This window comes from Cellulosimicrobium sp. TH-20, assembly GCF_002105775.1.
GTDB lineage: Bacteria > Actinomycetota > Actinomycetes > Actinomycetales > Cellulomonadaceae > Cellulosimicrobium > Cellulosimicrobium funkei.
This window is the reverse complement of record NZ_CP020857.1, coordinates 3,680,026-3,704,048: the sequence shown is the minus strand read 5'-3', so window position 1 is coordinate 3,704,048 and position 24,023 is coordinate 3,680,026. Positions and strand designations below refer to the sequence as shown.

20 protein-coding genes are annotated in these 24,023 nt (G+C 74.9%); 9 read left to right on the top strand and 11 right to left on the bottom strand.

The features are described from left to right. Position 1: 1 nt before the first annotated feature. Positions 2–1,216 (bottom strand): substrate-binding domain-containing protein, encoded by a 1,215-nt coding sequence (locus tag B8281_RS16545; RefSeq protein ID WP_085388286.1) that lies wholly within the window; start codon positions 1,214–1,216, stop codon positions 2–4. A 282-nt stretch (positions 1,217–1,498) separates the two neighbouring features. Here B8281_RS16545 and B8281_RS16540 point away from each other — a divergent pair, with 282 nt between their 5' ends. After that, entirely contained in the window at positions 1,499–2,986 is a 1,488-nt protein-coding gene (locus B8281_RS16540; RefSeq protein ID WP_085388285.1) for a PHB depolymerase family esterase, read from the top strand. A gap of 20 nt (positions 2,987–3,006) precedes the next feature. Here B8281_RS16540 and nhaA read toward each other — a convergent pair whose 3' ends face one another. From nhaA to B8281_RS16525, 3 genes are all read right to left on the bottom strand, one after another. After that, entirely contained in the window at positions 3,007–4,323 is a 1,317-nt protein-coding gene (nhaA, locus tag B8281_RS16535) for a Na+/H+ antiporter NhaA (RefSeq protein WP_085388284.1), read from the bottom strand. A gap of 161 nt (positions 4,324–4,484) precedes the next feature. Next, complete coding sequence (locus tag B8281_RS16530; RefSeq protein WP_085388283.1) at positions 4,485–5,069, bottom strand: DUF1697 domain-containing protein; 585 nt, start codon at positions 5,067–5,069, stop codon at positions 4,485–4,487. Further along, positions 5,036–6,490 (bottom strand): amidase, encoded by a 1,455-nt coding sequence (locus B8281_RS16525; protein WP_085388282.1) that lies wholly within the window; start codon positions 6,488–6,490, stop codon positions 5,036–5,038. The genes B8281_RS16530 and B8281_RS16525 overlap by 34 nt, the downstream gene beginning before the upstream one ends. Before the next feature lie 209 nt (positions 6,491–6,699). Between B8281_RS16525 and B8281_RS16520 the strand changes: the two genes are divergently transcribed. The 3 genes from B8281_RS16520 to B8281_RS16510 all read left to right on the top strand — a co-directional run bounded on the left by B8281_RS16520 (position 6,700) and on the right by B8281_RS16510 (position 10,676). Continuing rightward, positions 6,700–7,320 (top strand): PadR family transcriptional regulator, encoded by a 621-nt coding sequence (locus tag B8281_RS16520; protein ID WP_051028208.1) that lies wholly within the window; start codon positions 6,700–6,702, stop codon positions 7,318–7,320. Then, complete coding sequence (locus B8281_RS16515; protein WP_157446662.1) at positions 7,317–8,957, top strand: DHA2 family efflux MFS transporter permease subunit; 1,641 nt, start codon at positions 7,317–7,319, stop codon at positions 8,955–8,957. Before B8281_RS16520 ends, B8281_RS16515 begins: the two co-directional genes overlap by 4 nt. 342 nt (positions 8,958–9,299) lie before the next feature. Continuing rightward, positions 9,300–10,676, top strand: coding sequence for a PhoH family protein (locus B8281_RS16510; protein ID WP_085388281.1), 1,377 nt, complete (start codon positions 9,300–9,302; stop codon positions 10,674–10,676). A 59-nt stretch (positions 10,677–10,735) separates the two neighbouring features. Here the strand turns inward: B8281_RS16510 and B8281_RS16505 are convergent, their stop codons facing one another. Then, positions 10,736–12,079 (bottom strand): FUSC family protein, encoded by a 1,344-nt coding sequence (locus tag B8281_RS16505; RefSeq protein WP_085388280.1) that lies wholly within the window; start codon positions 12,077–12,079, stop codon positions 10,736–10,738. A 75-nt stretch (positions 12,080–12,154) separates the two neighbouring features. Here B8281_RS16505 and B8281_RS16500 point away from each other — a divergent pair, with 75 nt between their 5' ends. Continuing rightward, positions 12,155–12,643 carry a MarR family winged helix-turn-helix transcriptional regulator gene (locus B8281_RS16500; RefSeq protein ID WP_085388279.1) on the top strand — a complete coding sequence of 163 codons (489 nt, stop codon included), beginning with the start codon at positions 12,155–12,157 and terminating at the stop codon, positions 12,641–12,643. Positions 12,644–12,733: 90 nt separating this feature from the next. Here the strand turns inward: B8281_RS16500 and B8281_RS16495 are convergent, their stop codons facing one another. After that, positions 12,734–14,179 carry a class II fumarate hydratase gene (locus B8281_RS16495; protein WP_085388278.1) on the bottom strand — a complete coding sequence of 482 codons (1,446 nt, stop codon included), beginning with the start codon at positions 14,177–14,179 and terminating at the stop codon, positions 12,734–12,736. Positions 14,180–14,323: 144 nt separating this feature from the next. After that, positions 14,324–15,001: a carbonic anhydrase gene (locus tag B8281_RS16490; protein WP_043659766.1), complete on the bottom strand. Its 678-nt coding sequence runs from the start codon at positions 14,999–15,001 to the stop codon at positions 14,324–14,326. 129 nt (positions 15,002–15,130) lie between these two features. Between B8281_RS16490 and B8281_RS16485 the strand changes: the two genes are divergently transcribed. The 4 genes from B8281_RS16485 (at position 15,131) to B8281_RS16470 (ending at position 19,662) form a co-directional block, all read left to right on the top strand. Further along, positions 15,131–16,423: an extracellular solute-binding protein gene (locus B8281_RS16485; RefSeq protein ID WP_043659768.1), complete on the top strand. Its 1,293-nt coding sequence runs from the start codon at positions 15,131–15,133 to the stop codon at positions 16,421–16,423. Continuing rightward, positions 16,420–17,466 carry a carbohydrate ABC transporter permease gene (locus B8281_RS16480; protein ID WP_085388276.1) on the top strand — a complete coding sequence of 349 codons (1,047 nt, stop codon included), beginning with the start codon at positions 16,420–16,422 and terminating at the stop codon, positions 17,464–17,466. Before B8281_RS16485 ends, B8281_RS16480 begins: the two co-directional genes overlap by 4 nt. Then, positions 17,466–18,317: a carbohydrate ABC transporter permease gene (locus B8281_RS16475; RefSeq protein WP_034651432.1), complete on the top strand. Its 852-nt coding sequence runs from the start codon at positions 17,466–17,468 to the stop codon at positions 18,315–18,317. Before B8281_RS16480 ends, B8281_RS16475 begins: the two co-directional genes overlap by 1 nt. Positions 18,318–18,408: 91 nt before the next feature. Then, entirely contained in the window at positions 18,409–19,662 is a 1,254-nt protein-coding gene (locus B8281_RS16470) for an ABC transporter ATP-binding protein (RefSeq protein ID WP_021482413.1), read from the top strand. A gap of 120 nt (positions 19,663–19,782) precedes the next feature. Here B8281_RS16470 and B8281_RS16465 read toward each other — a convergent pair whose 3' ends face one another. From B8281_RS16465 to B8281_RS16450, 4 genes are all read right to left on the bottom strand, one after another. Next, complete coding sequence (locus tag B8281_RS16465) at positions 19,783–20,745, bottom strand: carbohydrate kinase (RefSeq protein WP_085388275.1); 963 nt, start codon at positions 20,743–20,745, stop codon at positions 19,783–19,785. Continuing rightward, positions 20,742–21,035, bottom strand: a complete 294-nt coding sequence (locus B8281_RS16460) for an exodeoxyribonuclease VII small subunit (RefSeq protein WP_051028398.1) — start codon at positions 21,033–21,035, stop codon at positions 20,742–20,744. Before B8281_RS16460 ends, B8281_RS16465 begins: the two co-directional genes overlap by 4 nt. Before the next feature lie 58 nt (positions 21,036–21,093). Then, positions 21,094–22,422, bottom strand: a complete 1,329-nt coding sequence (gene xseA, locus B8281_RS16455; RefSeq protein WP_085388274.1) for an exodeoxyribonuclease VII large subunit — start codon at positions 22,420–22,422, stop codon at positions 21,094–21,096. A gap of 82 nt (positions 22,423–22,504) precedes the next feature. Continuing rightward, positions 22,505–23,911 (bottom strand): polysaccharide deacetylase family protein, encoded by a 1,407-nt coding sequence (locus B8281_RS16450; RefSeq protein WP_157446661.1) that lies wholly within the window; start codon positions 23,909–23,911, stop codon positions 22,505–22,507. Between the last annotated feature and the right edge of the window lie 112 nt (positions 23,912–24,023).

The following is a 24,023-nucleotide window of genomic DNA, read 5'->3' as shown; positions in this document are numbered from 1 at the left end:
GTCAGCCCGCCTCGGCCGGCGCGACGTCGTCGCCCGGCACCTCGGCGACGAGCTCGGGAGCCCAGCCGTCGCCCTCGGCCACGAGCTTCACCTGGTACATCGGCTGGACGAGCGCGTGGTCGGACGCGCGGACCGTCGTCGTGCCCTTGGGGCCGTCGAAGCTCCAGCCCTCGAGCGCGTCGACCATGGCGTCGACGTCGTCGCCGCCCTCGGCGATCGCGTGGACGATCATCTGCGCGGCGACGAAGCCGTCGGGCGTGAAGAGGTCGGCCTGCTTCCCGGCCTCCTCGACGGACGCGAGCATCGCGGCCTCGACCTCGGTGCCCGCGGCGCCGGGGAAGTAGTGGTTGAGGAAGTCGACCTTGCTCGCCGCGGCGCCGTACGCGCCGTAGGTCGCGACGTCGCCGAGCCCGGTGACGACCGTGGTCGCGTCGAGGACGCCCTGCTGGTCGAGGCCCTGCCACATCGCGCCCGACGTCGCCCCGGCCCACGCGACGAACACGAGGTCGGGCGCGGCGTCGACGATCTGGTGCGCGAACGGCGTGAACTCCGTCGCGTCCTCCGGCACGAGCACGCTCGTCACCTCGGCGCCCTGCGCGCCGAGGACGGCCTCGACCGCGGCGAGGTTGCCCTGGCCGAACGCGTTGTCCTGGGCGAACACGACGACCTTCGCACCGTCCGGGTCCACGAACGTGCCGGCGGTCGCCACGTCCTGGAGCGACTGGCGCCCCGAGCGGAACGTGTAGTCGTTGATGCCCGTGAGCGCGTCGACCGCGGCGGGCCCGGAGATGTAGAGCACCTTGTTCTGCTCGGCCTGCTCGGCGAGCTTGAGCGCCACGCCGGACACGACCGTCCCGCCGAGGATCTGGTAGCCCTTGCCGATGAGGTCCTTGGCCTGCCCGACCGCCTTGTCGGGGTCGCCGCCGTCGTCGTGGAACGTCACGTTGACGGGGCGGCCGTCGACCTCGCCCGTGCCGTCGGTCGCGTAGTCGAGACCGGCCTGGAAGCCCTCGTAGTAGGCCTCGCCGTAGGCCGCGAGCGGCCCGGTCTTGGAGTAGATGATGCCGACGTCGACCGGGTCGGCGCTCGTGCTGGTCTCGCCTCCGGTGCTGCCGCCGCCGCTCGCGTCGGTCGGCGCGCAGGCGGCGAGCGCGAGGCTCGCGGCCGCGAGCGCGGCGACGGCGAGCGCCGGCCGCTGGGACTTCTTCGTCCGCATGACTTCGCCCTTCGTTGGGTGGTCCTGAGGGGGAGCGCCGCTCGAACATGAGAGGCGATTCAGGTTGCGGGAATCATGGATCCCCGGGCGGCGCGGTGTCAACCCGCGGCGGGCGGGACCGTCGCGCGCCCGGTGCTGCGAGCCCGCCGGGCGGGGTGGCGTGATGTTGACAGGTGATTCAGGTCACACGTAACGTCCGGCTCGCCCGGGTCCGGCGCGCGACGGTGCGCGCCACGGTGCGCGAAGCGCCGACGGCGACCCGACCTCGACGTGGAGGTTCAGATGGTCAGGCACTCCCTCAGACAGCGCGCTCGCTCCCGTCGGAGCGCCGTCGCGCTCGCCCTCGGCGCGGCGCTCGCGGTCGTGCTCGCCCCGCTCGTCACCGCACCGGCCACGGCCGCCGGGTCGTGGTCCCAGCGCACCGCCGGCGGGATGACGGTCGAGCTCTACCGGCCGTCGACGGCGCCCGCGCTCCCCGGCGGTCGAGCGCTCATGATCTCCCTGCACGGGTGCGTCCAGACGTCGCAGGTGCTCAAGACCGGCGGCAACTGGACCGCGACCGCCGACGAGCACGGCATGGTCGTCGCGGTCCCCGCCGCGCCGAACGGCGGCGTCCTGCTCGGCTGCTGGGACTACTACGACACGAACCACAGCCGCACGAACCCCGCGCGGCACGACGACAACCTGCTCGACCTCGTCTCGACCCTGCTGGCAGACGCCTCGCTCGGCATCGACCCGGACCAGGTCTACGTGAGCGGCCTGTCGTCCGGCGGCGGCCAGGCGATGGTCATGGGCTGCCTCGCGCCCGACGTGTTCGCGGGCGTGGGGATCGCGGCGGGGCCGACGGTCGGGACGACGTCGGGCCAGATCGGGAGCGTCGCGACGACGCTCGCGCAGGCGCGCTCGACGTGCCGGACCTTCGCGGGGACGCACGCGGCGGACTTCGGCTCGCAGGTGACGTCCGTCGTCTTCGGCAGCGCCGACACGACGGTCGCGACCGGGTACGGGACGCTCAACGCCCAGGTCATGGCCGACCTCTACGGGGCCGGGACCACGTCGTCGTTCTCGCTCGCCGGGCTCGCGGGCACGAACCGAGCGGGCACGGGGACGCTCTGGTCCGACGCCGCCGGCCCGCGCGTCTCGCTGGTCCAGAACACCGGGCTCGCGCACGCGTGGCCCGCGGGCGGAGGTCCCGGCGGGTCCTACGTGTCGACGAACAGCATCGACTACCCGGCCTACCTCACCGACTTCCTGTTCGCGAGCAACCGGCGCGTCGACCGCGACCCGGGCCCCGACCCGGACGTCACGGCGCCGACGGTCGCGATCACCGCGCCCGGCGCGGGCGCCGCCGTCTCGGGGACGATCCGCGTGGAGGCCTCGGCGTCCGACGACCGCGCGGTCGACCGCGTCGAGCTGAGCGTCGACGGCGCGGCGCTCGCGACGCTGCGCACCGCCCCGTACGGGTTCGACTGGGACACGACGGCGCTCGCGGCCGGCTCCCACGTGCTCAAGGCCCGCGCGGTCGACACGGCGGGGAACGCGTCGACCGCGCAGGTCACGGTGACGGTGCAGGCGCCGACCGGGCCGTGGTGCGGCACCGCGACGAACGCGCAGCACCGGGCCGCGGGGCGCGCGATCTCCTACGGCGTGAACCCCTACAACCCGTACTACGCGGTCGGCTCGCTCGCGTACCTCGGGCAGGGCGACGCGACGGTCACGACGCTGCGCGAGGCCGCGCCCGGCCGGTTCGAGGTCGCCGCCGCCTGCTGAGCAGGGCGGGCCCGCTCGGGCTAGTGCTCCAGGCGGTCCTTCGGGTCACCGATGAAGTCGGTGACGTCGTCCGGGAGGTCGTCGCGGTTCATGTCGTTCGAGCGGGCCCGGCGGGCGTCCCAGCGCAGCGCGAGCGCGGCCAGCACCGCCGCGATCGTGGACGCCGCGAGGATCGCGATCTTCGCGCCGTCGGTGTGCTCGGCGTCGGGGAACGACAGCTCCGCGATGAGGAGCGAGACGGTGAAGCCGATGCCCGCGAGGAACCCGACGGGCAGGAGGTCGCGCACCCCGATGCCGGCCGCGAGCCGCAGCGGCGTGAAGCGCGTGACGAGCGCCGTGACCCCGAGCACGCCCACGAGCTTGCCGACGACGAGGCCGAGGACGATGGCGAGCACGACGGGCTGCGTCAGCACCTCCCCGACGGGCGTCTCGCCGCCCACGATCGAGACGCCGGCCGCGAAGAACGCGAACACCGGCAGCGCGACACCCTGCGAGAGCGGGCGCACCGTGTGCTCGAAGCGCTGCGTGCGCGACTCGCGCTCCCCGTGCACCGCGAGCGCCGGGACGGTGAAGCCGAGCAGGACGCCGGCGATCGTGGCGTGGACGCCCGACTCGTGCATGAACGCCCAGGCGACCACCGCGACGGGCAGCAGGAGCCACCAGCGGGTGCGGCGAGCGCGCACGAGGACGGCGTAGAGCGCGACGGCGAGCAGCGCGAGCCCGAGGTAGCCCCACCGCAGCTCCGCCGTGTAGAAGATCGCGATGACGACGATCGCGAGCAGGTCGTCGACGACCGCGAGCGTGAGCAGGAACGTGCGGATCGCGACGGGGAGCCCACGGCCGAAGACGGCGAGCACGCCGAGCGCGAACGCGATGTCCGTCGCCGTGGGGATCGCCCACCCGTGCAGCGCGCCCGGGTCGCCCGTGGTCAGCAGGACGGCGACGAAGATCAGGGCCGGCACCGTCATGCCGCCCATCGCCGCGAGCACCGGGACGCCCGCCTGCCTCGGGTTGCGCAGGCTGCCCGCGACGAACTCCTGCTTGAGCTCGACGCCGACGACGAAGAAGAAGATCGCGAGCAGGCCGTCGGCCGCCCACGTCGACAGCGTCAGGTCGAGGTGCAGCGGGGAGGACGGGCCGACGACGGTGCTCGACAGCGTCAGGTAGGACTCGCGCCAGGGCGAGTTGGCCCAGACCAGCGCGAGCAGCGCCGCGCCGATGAGCAGGGCGCCGCCCGTCGTCTCGCGCCCGACCCAGCGGCGCAGGCGTGCACCGGGGGAGGGGCGGTCGGTCGGCGGGGTGGCCGAGGGGCCGGAGGGCAGGGCGGCGTGGGTCATCGTGCTCCCGGGGTCGCTGTCGTGTCGCACGGCCGCGTCGCGGACCGTGGCCGACCAGACTTCCCGGCACACCGCCCACGATCCTACGGGGCTGCGCACCCCTCGCGGTCGACGTGTCCGGCTCGCGGTCCAGTCTCCTGGCGCTCGTCCCGCCGCGCGCGTCAGGGCGGGGTGTCCTCGGCGAGCGCGAGGAGGCGCGTCGTCGTTCTCCAGTTCCGGCCCGTCACCGGGGTCCCGGCCGCCTTCGCGAGGACGGCCGCCGTCAGCCTCGACCGACCGACGCCGTCGGGGTAGGCGACGTAGAGGACGCCGTTCGCGACGACGGCGCGCTCGGTCGTCAGGCGCGGCCCGAGCGCGGCGGCGGCGTCCGGGTCGACGGGCTCCTCGCCCACGTGGACCAGCAGCCCGGCCGGGCGGTCGGCGGCGTCGTCGGGCAGCGGGTTCCCGCGCACGATCTTCCGGAGCCGCTCGGTCGTGAGCACCGCGACCGCGGCGTCGACGCCGAAGCGCTCGGCGACGCCGTCGTGCAGGAGGCGCGCGACGTCCGCGGGCGATGACGCACCGGACGACCCCGGCCCGACGACGAGGTTCCCGCTGTTCACGACCGTGCGGGCGTGCGCGAGCCCCAGCTCGCCCGCGAGGTCCCGCAGCGCGGTCGACGGGACCTTCCGCCCGCCCACGTTCACGGCGAACAGCAGGCAGGCGTACGCCGTCACGACGACGTCCCCGGACGGCGGCGGGACCACGGCGCGGCCTCCTCGAGGCGCGCCGCGAGGGTCAGCAGCAGGGCGTCGTCCCCGTGGTCCGCGCCGAGCATGACCCCGACGGGGACGGTCGCGGACGACCCGTCGGGGTCGGTGACGCGCGCCTCGCCGAGCGGGAGGGAGACGGCGGGCCGCCCCGTGAGGTTCCAGACGCTCGTCCAGGGCGTGAACGCCGTCTGCGCGGCGAAGTCGGCGGCCGGGTCGTCGTCGACGCGCTGGCTGCCGACGAGCGCGGGCGGCTGCGCGAGCGTGGGGGAGAGCACGACGTCGACGCCCGACCACGCGGCGGCGACCTCGCGCGTGAGCTGCTGCACCCCCGCGAGCGCCGTCGCGTACGCGAGCCCGCTCACCGCGCGCCCGCGCTCGCGCAGCCACCGCGTGAGCGGCACGAGCAGGTGCTCGCGCTCCGGCGGGACGGGCGCCTGGAGCGCCCCGACGGACCACAGCGCCGCGAACGCGTCCCAGCGCTCGGCCCCGAACGGGGGCGGGATCTCGACGACGTCGTGCCCGAGCCGGACGAGGAGCTCCGCCGCCGCGCGGGCGGCGTCGGCGCACGCCGGGTGCACGGGGGCGTCGGCGGCGATCACGGGCTCCAGCAGCAGCCCGACGCGGAGCCGCCGCCCGTCCGGCGGGGCGCCGAGCCGCGCGGTGAAGGTGTCGCCGGGCCAGGGGCGCGCGAGCACGTCGAGGAACGCGGCGGTGTCGCGGACCGACCGGGTGAGGACGCCGTGCGTCGCGAGCCCCGCGCCGTCGACCCCGTACGGGCCCGGGCTCACGAGCCCGCGCGACGGCTTGAGCCCGACGAGCCCGCACGCGCTCGCGGGGATGCGCAGCGAGCCGCCGCCGTCGCTCCCGTGCGCGACGGGGACGACGCGCGCCGCGACCGCGGCGGCCGCACCCCCGCTCGACCCGCCCGCGGACCGCGCGAGGTCCCACGGGGTGCGGGCGGTCGGGCCGACGTCGGGCTCCGTGTAGCAGGGGAGGCCGAGCTCCGGGGTCGAGGTCTTGCCGACCATCACCGTGCCGGCGCGCCGCAGGAGCGTCACGACGCCGTCGTCGTACGGGGCGGGGAACGGGTCGATCGCGGCCGAGCCCGCGCGCATCGGCACGCCCTCGACCATCGTGAGGTCCTTGACGGGGCAGGGGACGCCGAGGAACGGCGGGAGGGCGTCGTGGGGACCGGCCCGGCCGTCGCGCCGCGCCGCCACGAGCGCGTCCTGCGCGGCGAGGGCCTGCGTGCGCGCGAGGTCCGGGGTGAGCACGGTGAAGGCGCCGACGGCGGCACCGACCCCGGCGGCGGCGTCGAGCGTCGCGTCGAGGACCTCGACGGGGGAGACGTCGCCGGCGCGCAGGGCGCCGGCGAGCGCGGTCGCGTCCAGGTCCAGGAGCTCGGGGGCGCTCATGACTCGCGAACCTACGCGCGCCGTCGCGCCCGCGCGACCCCGCCCCCCGCGACCCCCCCGCGCGCGCGACCTCCGCGACGCCGCGCGTGCCGGCCTCGGCGGTCGACACCGGCCGAGCGCAGGCGTATATTCCAACCGGAATATTCCAGCCGGACGCGAGCTCCCCACCCGCCGGCCTGCTACCCCGCCACCCCGTCCCGGAGACCACCGTGACCTCCCCGCGCCTCAGCCCCACGGCGACCCTCGTGCTCGCCGTGCTGCTCGAGCAGCCCATGCACCCGTACGAGATGCTCGTGCGCCTGCGCAAGCGGCGCGACGACCGCCTCGTGCGGCTCAACCCCGGCGCCGTCTACCACGCGGTGGACCGCCTCGAGCGCGACGGCCTCGTCGAGCGCGCGGGCGTCGACCGGGACGGCAACCGGCCCGAGCGGACGCTCTACGCCATCACCCCGGCGGGCGTGGCCGCGCACGACGCCCGCACGCGCGACCTCGTCCGCGAGACGCCGCGCGAGTACCCCGCCTTCCCGGTCGGGCTCGCGCTCGTGCACGACCTCCCGCGCGAGGACGCCCTCGCGCTGCTCCGCGAGCGTCGCGCGGCGCTCGCGGCCGCGATCGACGGGGTACGTGAGCGCCTCGACGACGTGGTCGCACGCGGCCTGCCCCGCCGCTACCTGCTCGACGCCCACTTCGAGCTCCACCAGACCCGGGCCGAGATCGCCTGGCTCGACGCGACCGTCGCGGACGTCACGTCCGGCGCGCTGAGCTGGACCGAGGAGCCCGGGCCCGCGTTCCGCCACTCCCGCACGACCTCACCTCAGGAGTCCTCGTGACCACTCCCGCCCCGGGCACCGGCCCGGCCCCGGCACCCGCCGAGGCCGGCGCGCGCGTCGTGCCCCTCGTCGACCTGCACGGCCGCAGCGCCTGGAGCATCCTGCCGCCGCTCATCCTCGGCTTCTTCATGATCATGGTCGACACCACGATCGTGAACATCGCGGTCCCCACGCTCCAGCGCGAGCTCGACGCCTCGCTGGTCGCGGTCGGCTGGGTCAACAGCGCCTACCTGCTCTCGTACGCGGTGCTGCTCCTGCTCGCGGGTCGCCTGGGCGACCGGTACGGGCCCAAGCCGGTGTTCGTCGTCGGCCTGGCGGTGTTCACGCTCGCGTCCGCGTGGTGCGGGCTGTCGGGCTCGATCGGGATGCTCATCGCCGCGCGCGTCGTCCAGGGCGTCGGCGCGGCGCTCATGACGCCGCAGACGATGGCCATGATCACGCGCGTGTTCCCGCCGCGGCAGCGCGGCGCGGCCATGGGGCTGTGGGGCGCGACGGCGGGCGTCGCGACGATCGCCGGCCCGCTGCTCGGCGGGCTGTTCGTCGAGTCGTGGGGCTGGGAGTGGATCTTCTTCGTCAACGTCCCGGTCGGGGTCGTCGCGCTGTGGCTCGCCCTGGTGCGGCTCCCGCGGCTCGCGACGAACAAGCGCTCGTTCGACGTGGTCGGCGTCGTGCTGTCCGTCGTCGGGCTCTTCGCGGTCGTCTTCGGGCTCCAGGAGGGCCAGACGTACGACTGGGGCACGATCACCGGGCCGGTCACGGTGTGGGGCGTGATCGGCGTCGGCCTGCTCGTGCTGGCCGCGTTCGTGCTGTGGCAGCGCCGGCTCGGCGACGACGCGCTGCTGCCGCTGCGGCTCTTCCGCTCGCGCAACTTCTCGCTCGCGAACGTCGCGGGCATGTCCGTGTCCTTCGCGATGATCGGCATCTTCTTCCCGCTGACGATCTTCCTCCAGTCGATCCTCGGCCTGTCGCCGCTGCACGCCGCGCTGGTCAACCTGCCGGGCTCGCTCGTGTCGGGGATCGTCGCGCCGCTCGCCGGCCGCCTGTCCGATCGCGTGCCCGCGAAGTGGGTCGTCGCGACGGGGTTCGGCGTCCTCGCGGTCGCGATCGGCTGGCTCGCGGCGGTCGTCGGGCCGGGCGTGTCGGTGGTGACGATCGTGCTCCCCATGACGCTGTTCGGCATCGGCACCGGGTGCGTCTTCTCGCCGCTCGCGAACCTCGCGACGTCGGGCCTCGACCACCGCACCGCCGGGGCGGGCGCGGGCGCCTTCAACACGACGCGCCAGGTGGGCGGCGTGATCGGGTCGGCGGCGATCGTCGCGACGCTCACCGCGCGCCTCGCGGTGACCCTCCCGGCGGCCGCGCGGGACGCGGCGGCCTCGCTCCCCGAGCAGTTCCGCCAGCAGTTCGTCGACGGGTTCGCGAACGCGGGGTCGCTCCAGGGGGGCCAGGGCGGGTCGTTCGACCTCCCGCCGGGCGTGCCCGACGACGTCGCGCGCCAGGTCACGGACGCCGCGACCACCGCGTTCCACCAGGGCTTCGCGACCGCCGTCGGGCAGACGCTCGCGGTCACGGCCGTGGTGCTCGTGCTCGGGTTCGTCGCCGCGATCGCGATGGCGCCGAAGCACGTCGAGCACTGACCTGTCCGGGATCGACCCGACCGTCACGACGCCGGCCCCCGGAGGGCCGGTCTCGGACGCTCGGGTCGATCTCGCGCGGCCCGCGGGTGCGGCCTCCGCGTGAACGGTGGGTTAAACCTCGCGCGGAGGCGTGTCGGGGGTGGTGACCCGAATCACACGGGCGTAGTTTCGAGGAGACGGACGGCACCTTCGCCGTCCTCCGGGAGGCCAGCCGATGGGGTTCACGCTCCGCTCAGGAGGGCCGGCACCGGCGCTGCTGAGCCGTGGCACCCACGGCCCGACGGCCGGTCGCCCGCCTCGCCCAGAGAGAGAACGGCGCGCGTGCGCCGGAGGGGAGCCCTCGTGGTCCATTCCTCACCCACCCCCGGTACCTCACCCACACCGCAGGACGACGCACCGGACGGCGCGCGCCGCACGTTCGTCGTCGACACGTCGGTCCTGCTGAGCGACCCGCGCGCCATCGGGCGGTTCGCCGAGCACGACGTGGTCCTCCCGGTCGTCGTCATCACCGAGCTGGAGGCCAAGCGCCACCACGCCGAGCTCGGGTACTTCGCGCGCAGCGCGCTGCGCATGCTCGACGACCTGCGGGTCAAGCACGGCCGGCTCGACGCCCCGATCCCGGTCGGCGACGGCGGCGGGACGCTGCGCGTGGAGCTCAACCACACCGACCCGGGCGTGCTGCCGGCCGGGTTCCGGCTGGGGGACAACGACACCCGGATCCTCTCCGTCGCCGCGAACCTCGCGGCGGAGGGCCACGACGTCACGGTGGTGTCCAAGGACCTGCCGATGCGGGTCAAGGCGTCGGCCGTGGGCCTGCGCGCCGAGGAGTACCGGCACGAGCTCGCCGTGGACTCGGGCTGGACGGGGATGGGCGAGATCTCGTTCACCGACGCGGAGGCGGCGGCGCTCTGGGAGCACGAGTCGGTCGAGCTCACGAGCCTGGACCCGGAGGTCGTGGAGGCGGCCGGCCCCCTGCACTGCCACACCGGTCTCGTCGTGCACTCGCCGCGAGGGTCCGCCCTCGGGCGCGTCACCGCGGACAAGCACGTCCAGCTCGTGCGGGGCGACCGGGAGGTGTTCGGGCTGCACGGGCGCTCCGCGGAGCAGCGCGTCGCGATCGACCTGCTGCTCGACGAGAGCGTCGGGATCGTCTCGCTCGGCGGGCGGGCCGGGACGGGCAAGTCGGCGCTCGCGCTGTGCGCGGGGCTGGAGGCCGTCATGGAGCGCCGGCAGCACCGCAAGGTCATGGTGTTCCGGCCGCTGTACGCCGTCGGCGGGCAGGAGCTCGGGTACCTGCCCGGCTCCGAGGCCGAGAAGATGAACCCGTGGGCCCAGGCCGTCTACGACACCCTCGGCGCGCTCGTCTCGCCGCAGGTGCTCGACGAGGTCATCGACCGCGAGATGCTCGAGGTGCTCCCGCTCACGCACATCCGCGGGCGCTCGCTGCACGACGCGTTCGTCATCGTCGACGAGGCGCAGTCGCTCGAGCGCAACGTCCTGCTCACGGTGCTGTCCCGCATCGGGCAGTCGTCGCGCGTCGTCCTCACGCACGACGTCGCGCAGCGCGACAACCTGCGCGTGGGCCGGCACGACGGCGTCGCCGCGGTCATTGAGGCGCTCAAGGGCCACCCGCTGTTCGCGCACGTCACGCTCACGCGCTCCGAGCGGTCGCCCGTGGCGGCGCTCGTCACGGAGATGCTGGAGTCGATCGAGGTCTGACCCGCCGCCGAGGTAGAGGTCTGGTCATGACCAGGCCTCTACCTCGCGGTGCCAGGCCTCTACCTCGGCGGACCGGGGGTCTCGCTCGCGCGGCGGCGGGTCCGCGGGTGGACGAGGACCACCGCGAGGACGCCGACGACGGCGCCCAGGACCGTGTCGAGCGCGCGGTCGAGCGCGAGCGCCGACGGGTCGGCGGGGTGCGCGAGCGAGGTCATGAGCAGCGCCATGGGCGTGATGGTGAGCATCGCGAGCCCGTAGTGGCGCCCCACGATCGTCTCGGTGGCGGTCTGGAGCACGACGACGACGGCGGCCGTCCCCCAGAACCCGAGCGGCGCGGCGAGCAGCGGCCAGGCGAGGAGCGCGCCCGCGACCGTGCCGGCCCCGCGCTGCAGCGCCCGCACGACGGCGTGGCGCGTCGACTCGCCCTGGAGCACCGCGGTCGAGCCCATGGTCGCCCACGCCGCGTGCCCGAGGCCGGCGACGGCGGCGACCGCACCGGCGACGAGCCCGGCGACGCCGACGCGCACGGTCGGGAGCCGCCAGGGTCCTGCGACCCGGGACCGCGCCTGGGCGCGCAGTGTCGTGCGGACCGCCGGGCCGGTGTCCCCGCGCGGCACGCCGCTCGCGTCGAGCGCCTCCTCGACGGCGTCGAGCTCTGCGGCGAGCGCGGGGACGGCGGGCCGCGTCCGCCACCAGGAGGCGTCGTCCGCGAGGACGTCGCGCGCCCGGGCGACGGCACCCCGGGCAGCGTGCGCGGCGTGCCGCGCGGCCCCAGGTCGTTCGGCGGCGCGCACGGCGTCGGCGGCGCGGCGGACGGCGAGGCGCGCGGGCGCCGTCGGGCGGACGAGCACGCCGGCCGTGCACACGAGCCCCGCGAGGAGCGCGCCGAACGCCGCCGCGAGCGCGCGCGGCCCGATGTCGGCGAGCGTCGGTGCGCCCGCGAGGCCCGCGCCCGCGGCGAAGACGACGATCGTCGCGCCGGGCGGGCCCGTGCGGACGAGGAGGCAGAAGGCCGTGGCCCCGGCGGCGAGGAGCGCGACGGCGGCGGTCGTGACGAGCGCGGGCGTGCCCGCTGCGGCGAGGAGCGTGAAGGCCGCGATCGTGCCGGTCATGAGCGCGCCGACGGTCGCGAGGAGCGTGGCCCGACGCCGGTACGGGTCGTACCGGCCGTAGAGCGACGTGAGCGCGCCGAGGGACGCGAACGCCGCAAGGCCGGGGCGCCCGAGCAGGCCCGGGACGGCGATCGCGAGCGCGACCGCGGCGCCGCAGCGCAGCGCGGCGGCGAGCGTCGCGTCGGCGGGGCTCACGCGCAGGGCGGCGCGGAGGTGGGCGGGGTCGAGGACGTCCTGGGCGGTGGCGCGCACGGGCGCGAGCGCCGGGCGGGCGGGGGAGGAGAGGGGCATCGACGGACCAGCCTAGCGATGATTCCCAGATGTTTCACCAGTGAAAGAGTGTGAGACGCGCCCTATCCTGGGTCCGTGGACTACGTCGACCGCGTGCGCGCGGAGTGGGCTGAGCAGCGCCCGGACCTCGACACCGCGACGTCGGCGGTCGGGGCGCGGCTGCGTCGCGTCGCGGCGCTGCTCGAGGCGGCGCTGGAGCGCTCCGCGGCGCGGCACGACGTCTCGCGCGCGGAGTTCGACGTGCTCGCGGCGCTGCGCCGCGCCGGGCGGCCGCTGCGCGCGGGCGAGGTCACGACGATGACCGGCGCCCCCGGCGCGTCGATCACCAAGCGCCTCGACCGGCTCGAGCGCGCCGGTCTCGTCGAGCGCACCGTCGCCGAGCGCGACCGGCGCGGCGTCCTCGTCGCGCTCACCGACGCCGGGACGACGCTCGTCGACGAGGTCTTCCCGCAGCAGCTCGACCGGGAGCGCGCGGCGCTCGTCGATCTCGACGAGGCCGAGCGCGCCGAGCTCGCGCGCCTGCTCGCCGTCGTGCTGCGCCGCCTCGACCCCGTCGACTACTGACGTCCTCCCGCACGACCCGGGGACGACGGAGGCCGGGCGGAGCGGGACGACCCGCTCCGCCCGGCCTCCGTGGACCCGGGTCGCGGACGCTCAGGCCTGCGGCGGGCGCGTCATCGACAGGACGTCGAGCGCCTCGTCGAGCTGCGCCTCGGTGACCTCGCCGCGCTCGACGAAGCCCAGGTCGATCACGGCCTGGCGGACGGTGAGGCCCTCCTTGACGGAGTGCTTCGCGACCTTCGCCGCCGCCTCGTAGCCGATGACGCGGTTGAGCGGCGTGACGATCGACGGCGACGACTCGGCCAGCGCGAGGGCGCGCTCGACGTTCGCCGTGATGCCCGCGACGGTCTTGTCCGCGAGGACGCGCGACGCGTTCGCGAGGAGGCGGATCGACTCGAGGACGCCCTGCGCGATGACGGGGATCTGCACGTTGAGCTCGAACGAGCCCGACGCGCCGGCCCACGCGACGGTCGCGTCGTTGCCGATCACGCGCGCGGCGACCATGAGCACGGCCTCGGGCACGACGGGGTTGACCTTGCCGGGCATGATCGAGCTGCCCGGCTGCAGGTCCGGGATGAAGATCTCGCCGAGGCCCGTGTTCGGGCCCGAGCCCATCCAGCGCAGGTCGTTGCAGATCTTGGTGAGCGAGACGGCGATCGTGCGCAGCGCGCCCGAGAGCTCGACGAGGCCGTCGCGCGAGGACTGCGCCTCGAAGTGGTCGCGCGCCTCCGTGAGGGGCAGACCCGTGTCCTCGACCAGCAGCGCGATGACGCGCTGGGGGAACCCGGCGGGCGTGTTGATGCCGGTGCCGACGGCGGTGCCGCCGAGCGGGACCTCCGCGGCGCGGGGGAGCGCCGACTCCAGGCGCTCGACGCCGTAGCGGATCGCGGCGGCGTACCCGCCGAACTCCTGGCCGAGCGTCACGGGCGTGGCGTCCATGAGGTGCGTGCGGCCCGACTTCACGACCGTCGCGAACTCGGCGGACTTCGCCTCGAGCGCCTCGGCGAGGTGGCCCAGCGCGGGCACCAGGTCGCGCACGACCCCGGCCGTCGCGGCGACGTGCACCGACGTGGGGAACACGTCGTTCGACGACTGCGACGCGTTGACGTGGTCGTTCGGGTGCACGTCGCGCCCGAGCGAGCGCGTCGCGAGCGTCGCGAGGACCTCGTTCGTGTTCATGTTCGACGACGTCCCGGACCCCGTCTGGTAGACGTCCACCGGGAAGTGCGCGTCGTGCGCGCCCGACGCGACCTCGTCGGCCGCGGCGACGATGGCGGCCGCGACGTCCTCGTCGAGCACGCCGAGCTCCGCGTTCGCGCGGGCCGCGGCCTTCTTCACGCGGGCGAGCGCCTCGATGTGGCCGCGCTCGAGCGGGGTGCCCGAGATGGGGAAGTTCTCCACCGCGCGCTGCGTCTGCGCGCGGTAGAGGGCCTGCGCGGGCACGCGCACCTCGCCCATGGTGTCGTGCTCGATGCGGTACTCGGTCGTCGGTGCGGCCGCGCCGGCGGCGGCGCCGGGAGCCTCGGGAGATGCAGTCATGGGGCCATCCTGCCGCACCGCGCGCCGGCCCCCGCAACCCGCGTGAGCGAGGTCACGCGGGCTGCGGGGAGGGTCGCGCGCAGGTCGGCGGGAGCCGCCCGGGACGAGCACGCCGGGCCCGCCGGGCCAGCCCTGGCCGTGGGGTCAGGCGTCGGCGCGGGGCTGCTCGCCGACGTCGCCCACGACGTCGACCAGGTGCGCACGCCCCTCGGCGAAGTCGTACTCGACGCCGACGATCGCGCAGCGGCCCTCGGCGACGGCGGCCGCGAGGCCCGCCGAGTAGGAGTGCAGCATGTCGACCGTGTTGCGCACGTGCTCGCGGCGCAGCACGGCGGGGTCGAGGTTCTCCAGCGTGCCGTTCCCGGCGCCGGTGATCTTCGCCACGGAGGGGATGACGCGGTCGACGACGGCCCGGACGAACCCGTTCGCCTGGGCGCCCGTCCGCAGCGTCTCGACCGCCGCGCCCACGGCGCCGCACGAGTCGTGCCCGAGCACCACGACGAGCGGCGCGGACAGCACCTCGACGCCGTACTCGATCGAGCCGAGCACCGTGGTGTCCACCACGTGCCCCGCGGTGCGGACGACGAACATGTCGCCCAGGCCCTGGTCGAAGATGATCTCCGCCGCGACGCGGGAGTCGGAGCAGCCGAACAGGACCGTGTGCGGGTGCTGCGCGGCCGACGTCTCGCGCCGCCTGTCCGCGCCCTGCGACGGGTGCAGCGGGGCGTCGGCGACGAAGCGGTCGTTCCCGGTCCGCAGCGTCGCCCACGCCTCGGCGGGGGTGAGCGAACGGACCGGCTGTGCGGGGGCGGGAGACGTCATGGCTCCCATCATCGCGCAGGTCGGGGCGTGCCCCGCGTGCCCGTTCGCATGGCGGGCGGCGCCCGGGGGCGGTATCCATGGAGGGTGACACCCCCGGTACTCGGGGAAGCGCGACCGAGGGGAGCTGACGTGCGCCGACGCACCCGAGCGCTCGCCGTCCTGGTCGCCGCGGGGCTCGTGGCGCCGCTCGCCGCGTGCGGCCCGGGCGACGACGGGACGCCGGAGCTCACGTGGTACATCAACCCGGACAACGGGGGCCAGGCCGACATCGCGGCGGCCTGCACCGAGGCCGCCGGGGGCGCGTACCGCATCACGACCGAGCTGCTGCCGCGCGACGCCGCGTCGCAGCGCGAGCAGCTCGCCCGCCGCCTCGCGGCGAAGGACTCGTCGATCGACATCATGAGCCTCGACCCGGTGTTCATCGCCGAGTTCGCCGAGGCGGACTTCCTGGCGCCCGTGCCCGACGACGTCGCGCAGGCGACGACGCAGGACGTGGTGCAGGGCGCGATCGACGCCTCGACGTGGAAGGACGAGCTGGTCGCCATCCCGTTCTGGGCGAACACGCAGCTCCTCTGGTACCGCAAGTCCGTGGCCGAGGCCGCCGGGCTCGACATGTCGCAGCCCGTCACGTGGGAGCAGATCATGCAGGCGGCCCAGGACCAGGACAAGCTCCTGGCCGTCCAGGGCGCCAAGGCCGAGTCGCTCACGGTGTGGATCAACGCGCTCGTCGAGGGCGCGGGCGGCCACATCATCGACAACCCCGAGGCCCCGGCCGACGAGGTGAAGCTCGGTCTGGACACGGACGCGGGCAAGGCCGCCGCAGAGATCATCGGGGGCATCGGCACCTCGGGCGTCGGTGGGCCGGGCCTGCCGAGCGAGGACGAGCCGGCGTCGCTCACCAAGTTCCAGGGGGACCGCGGGTCGTTCATGGTGAACTGGCCGTTCGTCTGGTCGTCCACCCAGAGCGCCGTCGAGGCCGGGTCGCTCGACCAGGCGCTCCTCGACGACATCGGCTGGGCGCTGTACCCGCGCACGACGGAGGGCGAGGACGCCCGTCCGCCCTACGGCGGCATCTCGCTCGGCATCGGCGCGTTCGGCAAGCACACCGACCTCGCCTACGAGGCGGCCCAGTGCATCGTGAGCCCCGAGAACCAGGCCGAGTACTTCGTCACCAACGGCAACCCGGCCGCGAGCATCAAGGCCTACGACGACCCGGACGTCCAGAAGGCGTTCCCGATGTACGACGTCATCCGCGACTCGCTCGACCAGGCGGCGCCGCGGCCCCAGACGCCGTTCTACAACGAGGTCTCCACGGGCCTCCAGCAGACGTGGTACCCGCCCGCGTCGGTCGACCCCGACACGACGCCGCAGGAGTCCACCGAGTTCATCACCGCCGTCCTGCGAGGGGAGCGACTCCTGTGAACGCCGGACCCCCGACCGAGCCCGCACCCCGCGGCCGGCACGCCACCACGCCGTCGACGGCGACCGACGACGCCCCGCCGCGCGGCGCGGCCGCTCCCCGGTCGGGGTCGCGCGGCGCGCCGGACGCCGCCGCCAAGGCCGCACGCAGCGACCGCTCGCGGGCCGAGGCCCGCCTCGGCTGGTACCTCGCCGGGCCGGCGTTCGTCGTCATGCTCGCCGTGACGCTGTACCCGATCCTCCAGGCCGTCTACGACTCGCTCTTCAACTACAAGCTCACCGCGCCGGACGACCGGTCGTTCGTCGGGCTCAACAACTACGTCGTGATCCTCACGGACTCCGTGTGGTGGCGGGACCTCGGGGTCACGCTCTTCATCACGGTCGTCACGGTCGTGATCGAGCTGATCCTGGGCTTCGCCCTCGCGCTCGTCATGCACCGCGCGATCAAGCGCCTGCGCGGGCTCCTGCGCACCGCGATCCTCGTGCCCTACGGCATCATCACGGTCGTCTCGGCGTTCGCGTGGTTCTACGCGTTCGACATCACGTCCGGGTACGTCAACCACTGGTTCGACTGGGTGCCGGGCGTCGGGCCCGACCTCAACTGGTTCGCGCAGCAGGGCACGAGCCTGTTCGTCATCATCGCGTCCGAGGTCTGGAAGACGACCCCGTTCATCTCGCTCCTGCTCCTCGCCGGCCTCGCGCAGGTGCCGGGCGACCTGGAGGAGGCCGCGAAGGTCGACGGCGCGACCGCGTGGCAGCGGTTCACCCGCGTCATCGTGCCGAACATGAAGGCCGCGATCATGGTGGCCGTCCTGTTCCGCGCGCTCGACGCGTTCCGCATCTTCGACAACGTCTTCATCATGACGAACGGCGCGAACGGCACCGAGGTGCTGTCGCTGCTGGCCTACCGCACGTCGATCGGCCAGCTCCAGATCGGCATGGGCTCGGCGATCTCGGTGCTGCTCTTCCTGTGCGTCGTGCTCATCTGCTTCATCGCGATCAAGCTCTTCAAGGTGGATCTCGCCGGCGCGAGGGGGGAGAAGTGATGGGCAGCGTCCTCAGCACCAAGGCCAAGATCTGGTGGGCCGTCATCACGGTCGTCGTGCTCGTCGGGGCGCTGTTCCCCGTGCTGTCGATCTTCATGACGAGCTTCAAGGGGCCCAGCGACATCAACTCCGGGACGTTCCTGCCGCCGCAGTGGAGCACCGCCAACTACGAGCAGATCCTCGCGTCCGGCGGGTCCGCGCAGGAGCTGTTCCTGTCCGCGCTGCGCAACTCGATCGGCATCTCGCTCATCGCGACGGTCATCGCCGTCGTGCTCGCCACGCTCTGCGCCTACGCGATCGCGCGCCTCGACTTCCCGGGCAAGCGCCTCATCCTCACCACGGCGCTCGGCGTGTCGATCTTCCCCGTCGTGTCGATCGTCACGCCGCTGTTCAACCTCTGGCGCAACATCGGCCTCTACGACACCTGGCTCGGCCTGATCATCCCGTACCTGTCGCTCACCCTCCCGATCTCCATCTGGACGCTCGCGGCGTTCTTCCGCCAGATCCCGTGGGAGCTCGAGCAGGCCGCGCAGGTCGACGGCGCGACGCCGTGGCAGGCGTTCCGCAAGGCGATCGTCCCGCTCGCCGCGCCGGGCGTGTTCACCACCGCGCTCATCGCGTTCTTCATCGCGTGGAACGACTTCGTCTACGGCATCTCGCTCACGTCGACGAGCGCGGCCCGACCGGTCCCGGCGGCGCTCGCGTTCTTCACCGGGGCGTCGTACTTCGAGGAGCCGACGGGCGCGATCTCCGCGGCCGCGGTCGTCGTGACCATCCCCGTGGTCATCCTCGTCGTGCTGTTCCAGCGCCAGATCGTCTCGGGCCTGACCCAGGGGGCGGTGAAGGGATGAGCACCGCGTCCCCGGCCCGCCCCGTCCACCACCGCACGCCCTCCCGGTCCGCCGGGCACCGTGCCGCACGCCGAACCCGAGGAGAGAGCTGATGGCGTCGATCACCCTCAAGGACATCGTCAAGCGCTACGGCGACGGCTTCCTCGCCGTGGACAACGTCAACCTCGACATCGCGGACGGCGAGTTCGTCATCCTCGTCGGGCCGTCCGGCTCGGGGAAGTCGACGGTCCTGCGCATGATCGTGGGGCTCGAGGACATCACGGCGGGCGAGCTCGAGATCGACGGCGTGCGCGTCAACGAGAAGGCGCCGCGCGAGCGCGACCTCGCGATGGTGTTCCAGAACTACGCGCTCTACCCGCACCTCACGGTCGCGGAGAACATCGCGTTCCCGCTGCGCCTCGCGAAGGGCAAGCACAGCGAGGAGGAGATCCGGGAGAAGGTCGAGCGCGCGGCCGACATGCTCGACCTGCGCGAGCACCTCGACCGCAAGCCCGCGAACCTCTCGGGCGGTCAGCGGCAGCGCGTCGCGATGGGCCGGGCGATCGTGCGCGACGCGAAGGCGTTCCTGTTCGACGAGCCGCTGTCGAACCTCGACGCCAAGCTGCGCGGGCAGACCCGCACCGAGATCGCGCGCCTGCAGCGCCGGCTCGGCACGACGACCGTCTACGTCACCCACGACCAGACCGAGGCCATGACGCTCGGTGACCGCGTCGCCGTCCTGCGCCGCGGCGTGCTCCAGCAGGTCGCGAGCCCGCGCGGCCTCTACGAGCAGCCGGTCAACCTGTTCGTCGCGGGCTTCATCGGCACGCCGCCCATGAACTTCCTGCCCGGCGAGGTCTCGGGCGGGAAGATCACGCTGCCGTTCGGCGAGTTCGACATGCCGGAGAGCATCGCGACGGCCGTCGGCGACCGGGGCCTGGTGATCGTCGGCCTGCGGCCCGAGCACTTCGAGGACGCGCGGCTCGTCGACCCGGCGAAGAAGGACCGGGGCCACACGTTCGAGGCGCAGATCGACGTCACCGAGTGGCTCGGCGCGGAGCTCTACGCCTACGTCCCGTTCGAGATGCACGAGTCCGTGAAGGGGCAGCTCGACGAGCTGGACCGCGAGCTCGACGGCGAGGGCGTGCGCACGCAGTTCGTCGTGGCGCTCGACTCGGCGTCGCGTGCGCGCGACGGCGACGTGACCGACCTGTGGTTCGACCCGACGAAGATGATGATCTTCGACCCGGAGACGAGCGAGAACCTCACGCGCGACACCGCGGAGGCCGAGCGCATCGAGCAGGAGAACGTCGAGGACCGCAAGCGCTCCCTGGAGCGGGCGCAGAAGCAGGACGCGCAGGTCTGACGCAGGTCTCGGCCGCCCGGGCTCGTGCCCGGGCGGCCGACTTGTGCTCAGGCCCGTGGCCGGGCTCTGGGCGGGCTCGTGCCCGGGCTCGTGGGCGCGGCCTCGGAGCCGTGGTCGGGCTCAGCCGAGGGCGAGCTCCGCGCGTCGCGGCGGGTTGGCCCCGGCGCGCGAGACGGTGACGGCGGCGACCGCGACGCAGCGGCGCAGCACGTCGCCGAGCACGGTGGCGTCGATCGCACGCAGCGCCTCGCGCCGGTCCGCGCCGAGCAGGCCGGCCTCCCACAGCCCGTCGAGGAGCGCGCCCATGAACGAGTCGCCCGCGCCGACGGTGTCGACGACCTCGACGCGTGGGGCCGTGACGCGCTGCTCGCCCGCCGCGGTGACGGCGACCGCGCCCTCGCCGCCGAACGTCACGACGACGAGCGCCGGGCCGAGCGCGAGCCACTTGCGCGCGACGGCGACCGGGTTCGCGCCCGGCACGAGCCACGCCACGTCCTCGTCGCTCACCTTGACCACGTCGGCGAGCGCGACGAGCGCCTCGATGCGGGTGCGCGCGTCGGCGGGGTCGCCCATGAGGGCGGGCCGGGCGTTGGGGTCGTACGTGATCGCCGCGGTGTCGCGCGCCGCGGCGACGAGCGCGCGGACGTCGGACGCGCCGGGCTCCAGCACCGCGGCGATGGAGCCCGTGTGCACGGCGAGCGTGCCGGCGTCGGGAGCCGTGCCCGCGGGGACGCGCCACTCCAGGTCGAACTCGTACGTGGCCGCCCCGTGCGCGTCGAGGTGCGCGGTGGCGACGCTCGTCGTGGGGGCGTCGGTGCTGCCGGGCGTGAGGGTCACGGCGGAGTCGTCGAGCCATGCCCGCACCGCCTCGCCGTGCGCGTCCTGCCCGAGCCACGTGGCGAGCCGGGCGTCCCGCCCGAGCCGCCCGAGCGTGAGCGCGACGTTCGCGAGGCTGCCCCCGGGGTGCTCCGCGACGCTGCCGTCCGCGCGGTGCACGACGTCGACGAGCGCCTCGCCGACGACGAGGACGTGCTCGGTGGGCGCCGCGGCGGCGGGCTGGGCGGGGTCCGTGCTCGTGCTCATGCGTCGTCTCCGGTCGGGTCGTCGGGGTCGGTCGTGCCGCGTGCCGTCGCGTCGTCCTGCGAGCGCGCGGCGTCGAGGCGGGCGCGCGCGCCGTCGAGCCACTCCTGGCAGCGCGCGGCGAGCGCCTCGCCGCGCTCCCAGAGCGCGAGCGAGTCCTCGAGCGGCTCGCCCCCGGCCTCCAGCCGGGCGACGACCTGCACGAGCTCGTCGCGCGCCTGCTCGTAGGAGAGCGTCGACACGTCGGACGTGACAGCGTTGTCAAAGGAAGTCACTGCAGTATTCAACCCCATCTGTGCGTCGTGGCCCGACCGGTCGTCCGGCGGGCGGTCCAGAACCGGCGCGGGCGAGTCACGACGCCTCCCGGCCGGGAGCGGGTCCGTCGTCGTGCGTGCCGGTGACCGCCACGTCCAGCGCGCCGCGCGCGAGACGCACGCGCACCGCGTCGCCCGTCGCGACGTCGGCGGGGGAGCGGACCACGTGCCCGTCGGCCCGCTGCACGACGGCGTACCCCCGCTCGAGCGTCGAGGCCGGGGACAGGGCCCGCACCTGAGCCTCGAGCCGGCCGACCTCGCCCGCCGCGCGCACGAGCCGCGCGTCGAGCGCCCGGCGTGCCCGGTCCCGCAGCGCCCCGACCCGATCCTGCCGGTCGGTGAGCATCCGCCCGGGGTCGGCGAGCACGGGCCGGGACCGCAGCGCGTCGAGCCCTGCCTGCTCGCGGGACACGCGCCCCGCGATCGCGCTGCGCAGGCGCTGACGGCCCTGCGCGACGCGGGCGCGCTCCTCCGTCACGTCGGGCACCACCCGCTTGGCCGCCGCCGTCGGGGTCGAGGCGCGGTAGTCCGCGACCAGGTCGAGCAGCGGGCAGTCGGTCTCGTGGCCGATCGCGCTCACGAGCGGCGTGCGGCATGCCGCCGCGACGCGCACCAGCGCCTCGTTCGAGAAGGGCAGGAGGTCCTCGACGGCGCCCCCGCCGCGCGCGACGACGATGACCTCCACCTCCGGGTCGGCGTCGAGCGCACGGATCGCGTCACCCACCTGCTGCACCGCGTGGGCGCCCTGGACGGCCACCTCGCGGATCTCGAACCGGACCTGGGGCCAGCGGGCGCGCGCGTTGACCACGACGTCGTGCTCCGCCTTGGACTCGCGCCCGCACACCAGCCCGACGACGGCCGGGAGGAACGGCAGCGGCCGCTTGCGGTCGGCGTCGAACAGGCCCTCCGCCGCGAGCACGCGCTTGAGGTGCTCGATCCGCGCGAGCAGCTCGCCCACGCCGACGGGACGGATCTCGCGCGCCTGGAGCTGGAGCGTGCCGCGCCGCGTCCAGAACACCGGCTTCGCGTGCACGACGACGTGCGCGCCCTCCTCCACCGGCGTGCCCTGGAGCACGCGGGACGCGGCCGACACCGGGAGCGACATGTCGAGGTCCGTGTCGCGCAGCGTGAGGAACGCCGTCGACGTGCCCGGGCGCCGGTTGAGCTGGACGACCTGGCCCTCGACCCAGACCGGCGCCATCCGCTCGACGTACTGCTCGATCTTGCGCGACAGGAGCCGGACCGGCCACGGGTGCTCCGCGCTCGTCTCGAGCGCGCGCGCCGGCAGGGGGCCGCGGGCCGCCGGACCGGCGGGCGCGGCACCCGGACGCGGGGCGTCGTCGGGCAGCGGGAGGGAGGCGGTCACGGGACCAGCCTGCCGCACCCCACCCACGCCCACCCAACGCACCGCGGTACCGAGCGCGCCGGCCGGCGCGCCGGTCGAGCGCTCAGGGCGCGAGCAGGTCGACGGTGACGAGGCGGTAGCCCTGCGCGCGCAGGTCGTCGACGATCCCGGGCACGGCGTCGACGGTCGAGGCGTGGATGTCGTGCATGAGCACCACGCTGCCCGGTTGCGCGCCCTCCACCGCGCGGCGTCGCGTCTCCGCGGCGTCGCGCGTCTTCCAGTCGAGCGTGTCGAGGTTCCACAGCACCACCTGGAGCCCGGAGCGGAGCGCGACCGACCGCACGCGGTCGTCGACGTCCCCGTACGGGGGCCGCAGGAGCGTCGGGGTGACCCCCGCGGCGCTCTCGATCGCCGCCTGGGTGCGCGCGAGCTCGTCGCGGACGGCGTCGTCGTCGAGCGTCGTGAGCTGCGGGTGGTCCCAGGTGTGGTTCGCGAGCAGGTGGCCGGCGGCCGCCGTGTCGCGCACGACGTCGGGCCGCTTCTCCACGTTGCTCCCGACGAGGAAGAACGTGGCCGAGACGTGCTTCTCCGCGAGCACCTGCAGGAGCCGCTCGGTGTCGGGCCCGGGCCCGTCGTCGAACGTGAGCGCCACGCACCGCTCGACCGCGCAGTCCACGCCCGTCGCCCGCGCCTGGTCGCGCCGCTGGGCGAGCTGGAGCGCCAGCCGGTCCGACCAGACGGCCTCCGTCGCCGCGAGCACCGCGTCGCGCAGCGCCACGGTCTCGGCGACCGGGGCGCCGCCCGGGCCGGCGTCCAGCGTCGTCGTCGCCTGCGTCAGCAGCCCGTCGAGCGTCGTGCGCGTGCCCTCGTCCGTGACGAGGCCGGCCGACTCCGTGAGGACGGGCCGGCCCTCGGTCGCCGCCGCCTCGAGACCGTCGTACGCCCACTGCCGCTGCGCGGTCGCGACGGGCTCCGCCGCCTCGACGACGGCGGTGGCGGCCTCGTCCAGGGCGTCCGCCGCGGGCTCGGAGCCGGTCACGACCTCGACGTGGACGGCGGGGCGCGAGCCCGGGTGCAGCGGGTTCGGGCGGGACAGGGCGTCCACGGTGCGGTCCTCCTCCGGGTAGGTCACCGGGGTCGTGCGGAGCGTGGTGGCCTCCTGGAGCGCGGCGGCCAGGGGCTCGCGGACCGCCGGGTCGTCCACCTGGCCCTCGCTCGCGGCGAGCAGCGCCGCGCTCGCGACCTCCGCCGCGGTCGTCGGGACGAGCCGCGTGAGGTACGCCGCCTCGGCCCGCGCGCGCCCGTCCGTCGCGTCCTGCGTCACGCGCGCGACCTCGGCGTCGTAGCGCTCGACGGCGGCGACCCACGCGCGGTGCTCCAGCGTCCCGACGACCACGACCGCCGCCGCGACGACGACGAGCAGCAGCGGGACGAGCCACCACCACACGCGGCGGCGTCGTCGGTGCGCGTCGGGCACGGGTGACGTCGTGCCGCCCGGGTCGTCGCTCATGCCCTCGATCTTGGGGGGCGGCGGGACGGACGTCGACCCGGCGCGCCCGGCGGGCGGGTGCGACACGCGTGCCGCACGCCGCGCCTGCGGAGGGTCTGTGTGCGCCTCGCGC

Excerpts from the sequence above, each read along its gene's own strand:
- B8281_RS16460 (WP_051028398.1), bottom strand. The coding sequence starts at position 21,035 with ATGGGGTTGAATACTGCAGTGACTTCCTTTGACAACGCTGTCACGTCC.
- B8281_RS16470 (WP_021482413.1), top strand. The coding sequence starts at position 18,409 with ATGGCGTCGATCACCCTCAAGGACATCGTCAAGCGCTACGGCGACGGC.
- B8281_RS16475 (WP_034651432.1), top strand. The coding sequence starts at position 17,466 with ATGGGCAGCGTCCTCAGCACCAAGGCCAAGATCTGGTGGGCCGTCATC.
- B8281_RS16545 (WP_085388286.1), bottom strand. The coding sequence starts at position 1,216 with ATGCGGACGAAGAAGTCCCAGCGGCCGGCGCTCGCCGTCGCCGCGCTC.
- B8281_RS16505 (WP_085388280.1), bottom strand. The coding sequence starts at position 12,079 with ATGCCCCTCTCCTCCCCCGCCCGCCCGGCGCTCGCGCCCGTGCGCGCC.
- B8281_RS16465 (WP_085388275.1), bottom strand. The coding sequence starts at position 20,745 with ATGAGCACGAGCACGGACCCCGCCCAGCCCGCCGCCGCGGCGCCCACC.
- B8281_RS16490 (WP_043659766.1), bottom strand. The coding sequence starts at position 15,001 with ATGACGTCTCCCGCCCCCGCACAGCCGGTCCGTTCGCTCACCCCCGCC.
- B8281_RS16450 (WP_157446661.1), bottom strand. The coding sequence starts at position 23,911 with ATGAGCGACGACCCGGGCGGCACGACGTCACCCGTGCCCGACGCGCAC.
- B8281_RS16525 (WP_085388282.1), bottom strand. The coding sequence starts at position 6,490 with ATGAGCGCCCCCGAGCTCCTGGACCTGGACGCGACCGCGCTCGCCGGC.
- nhaA (WP_085388284.1), bottom strand. The coding sequence starts at position 4,323 with ATGACCCACGCCGCCCTGCCCTCCGGCCCCTCGGCCACCCCGCCGACC.
- B8281_RS16495 (WP_085388278.1), bottom strand. The coding sequence starts at position 14,179 with ATGACTGCATCTCCCGAGGCTCCCGGCGCCGCCGCCGGCGCGGCCGCA.
- B8281_RS16540 (WP_085388285.1), top strand. The coding sequence starts at position 1,499 with ATGGTCAGGCACTCCCTCAGACAGCGCGCTCGCTCCCGTCGGAGCGCC.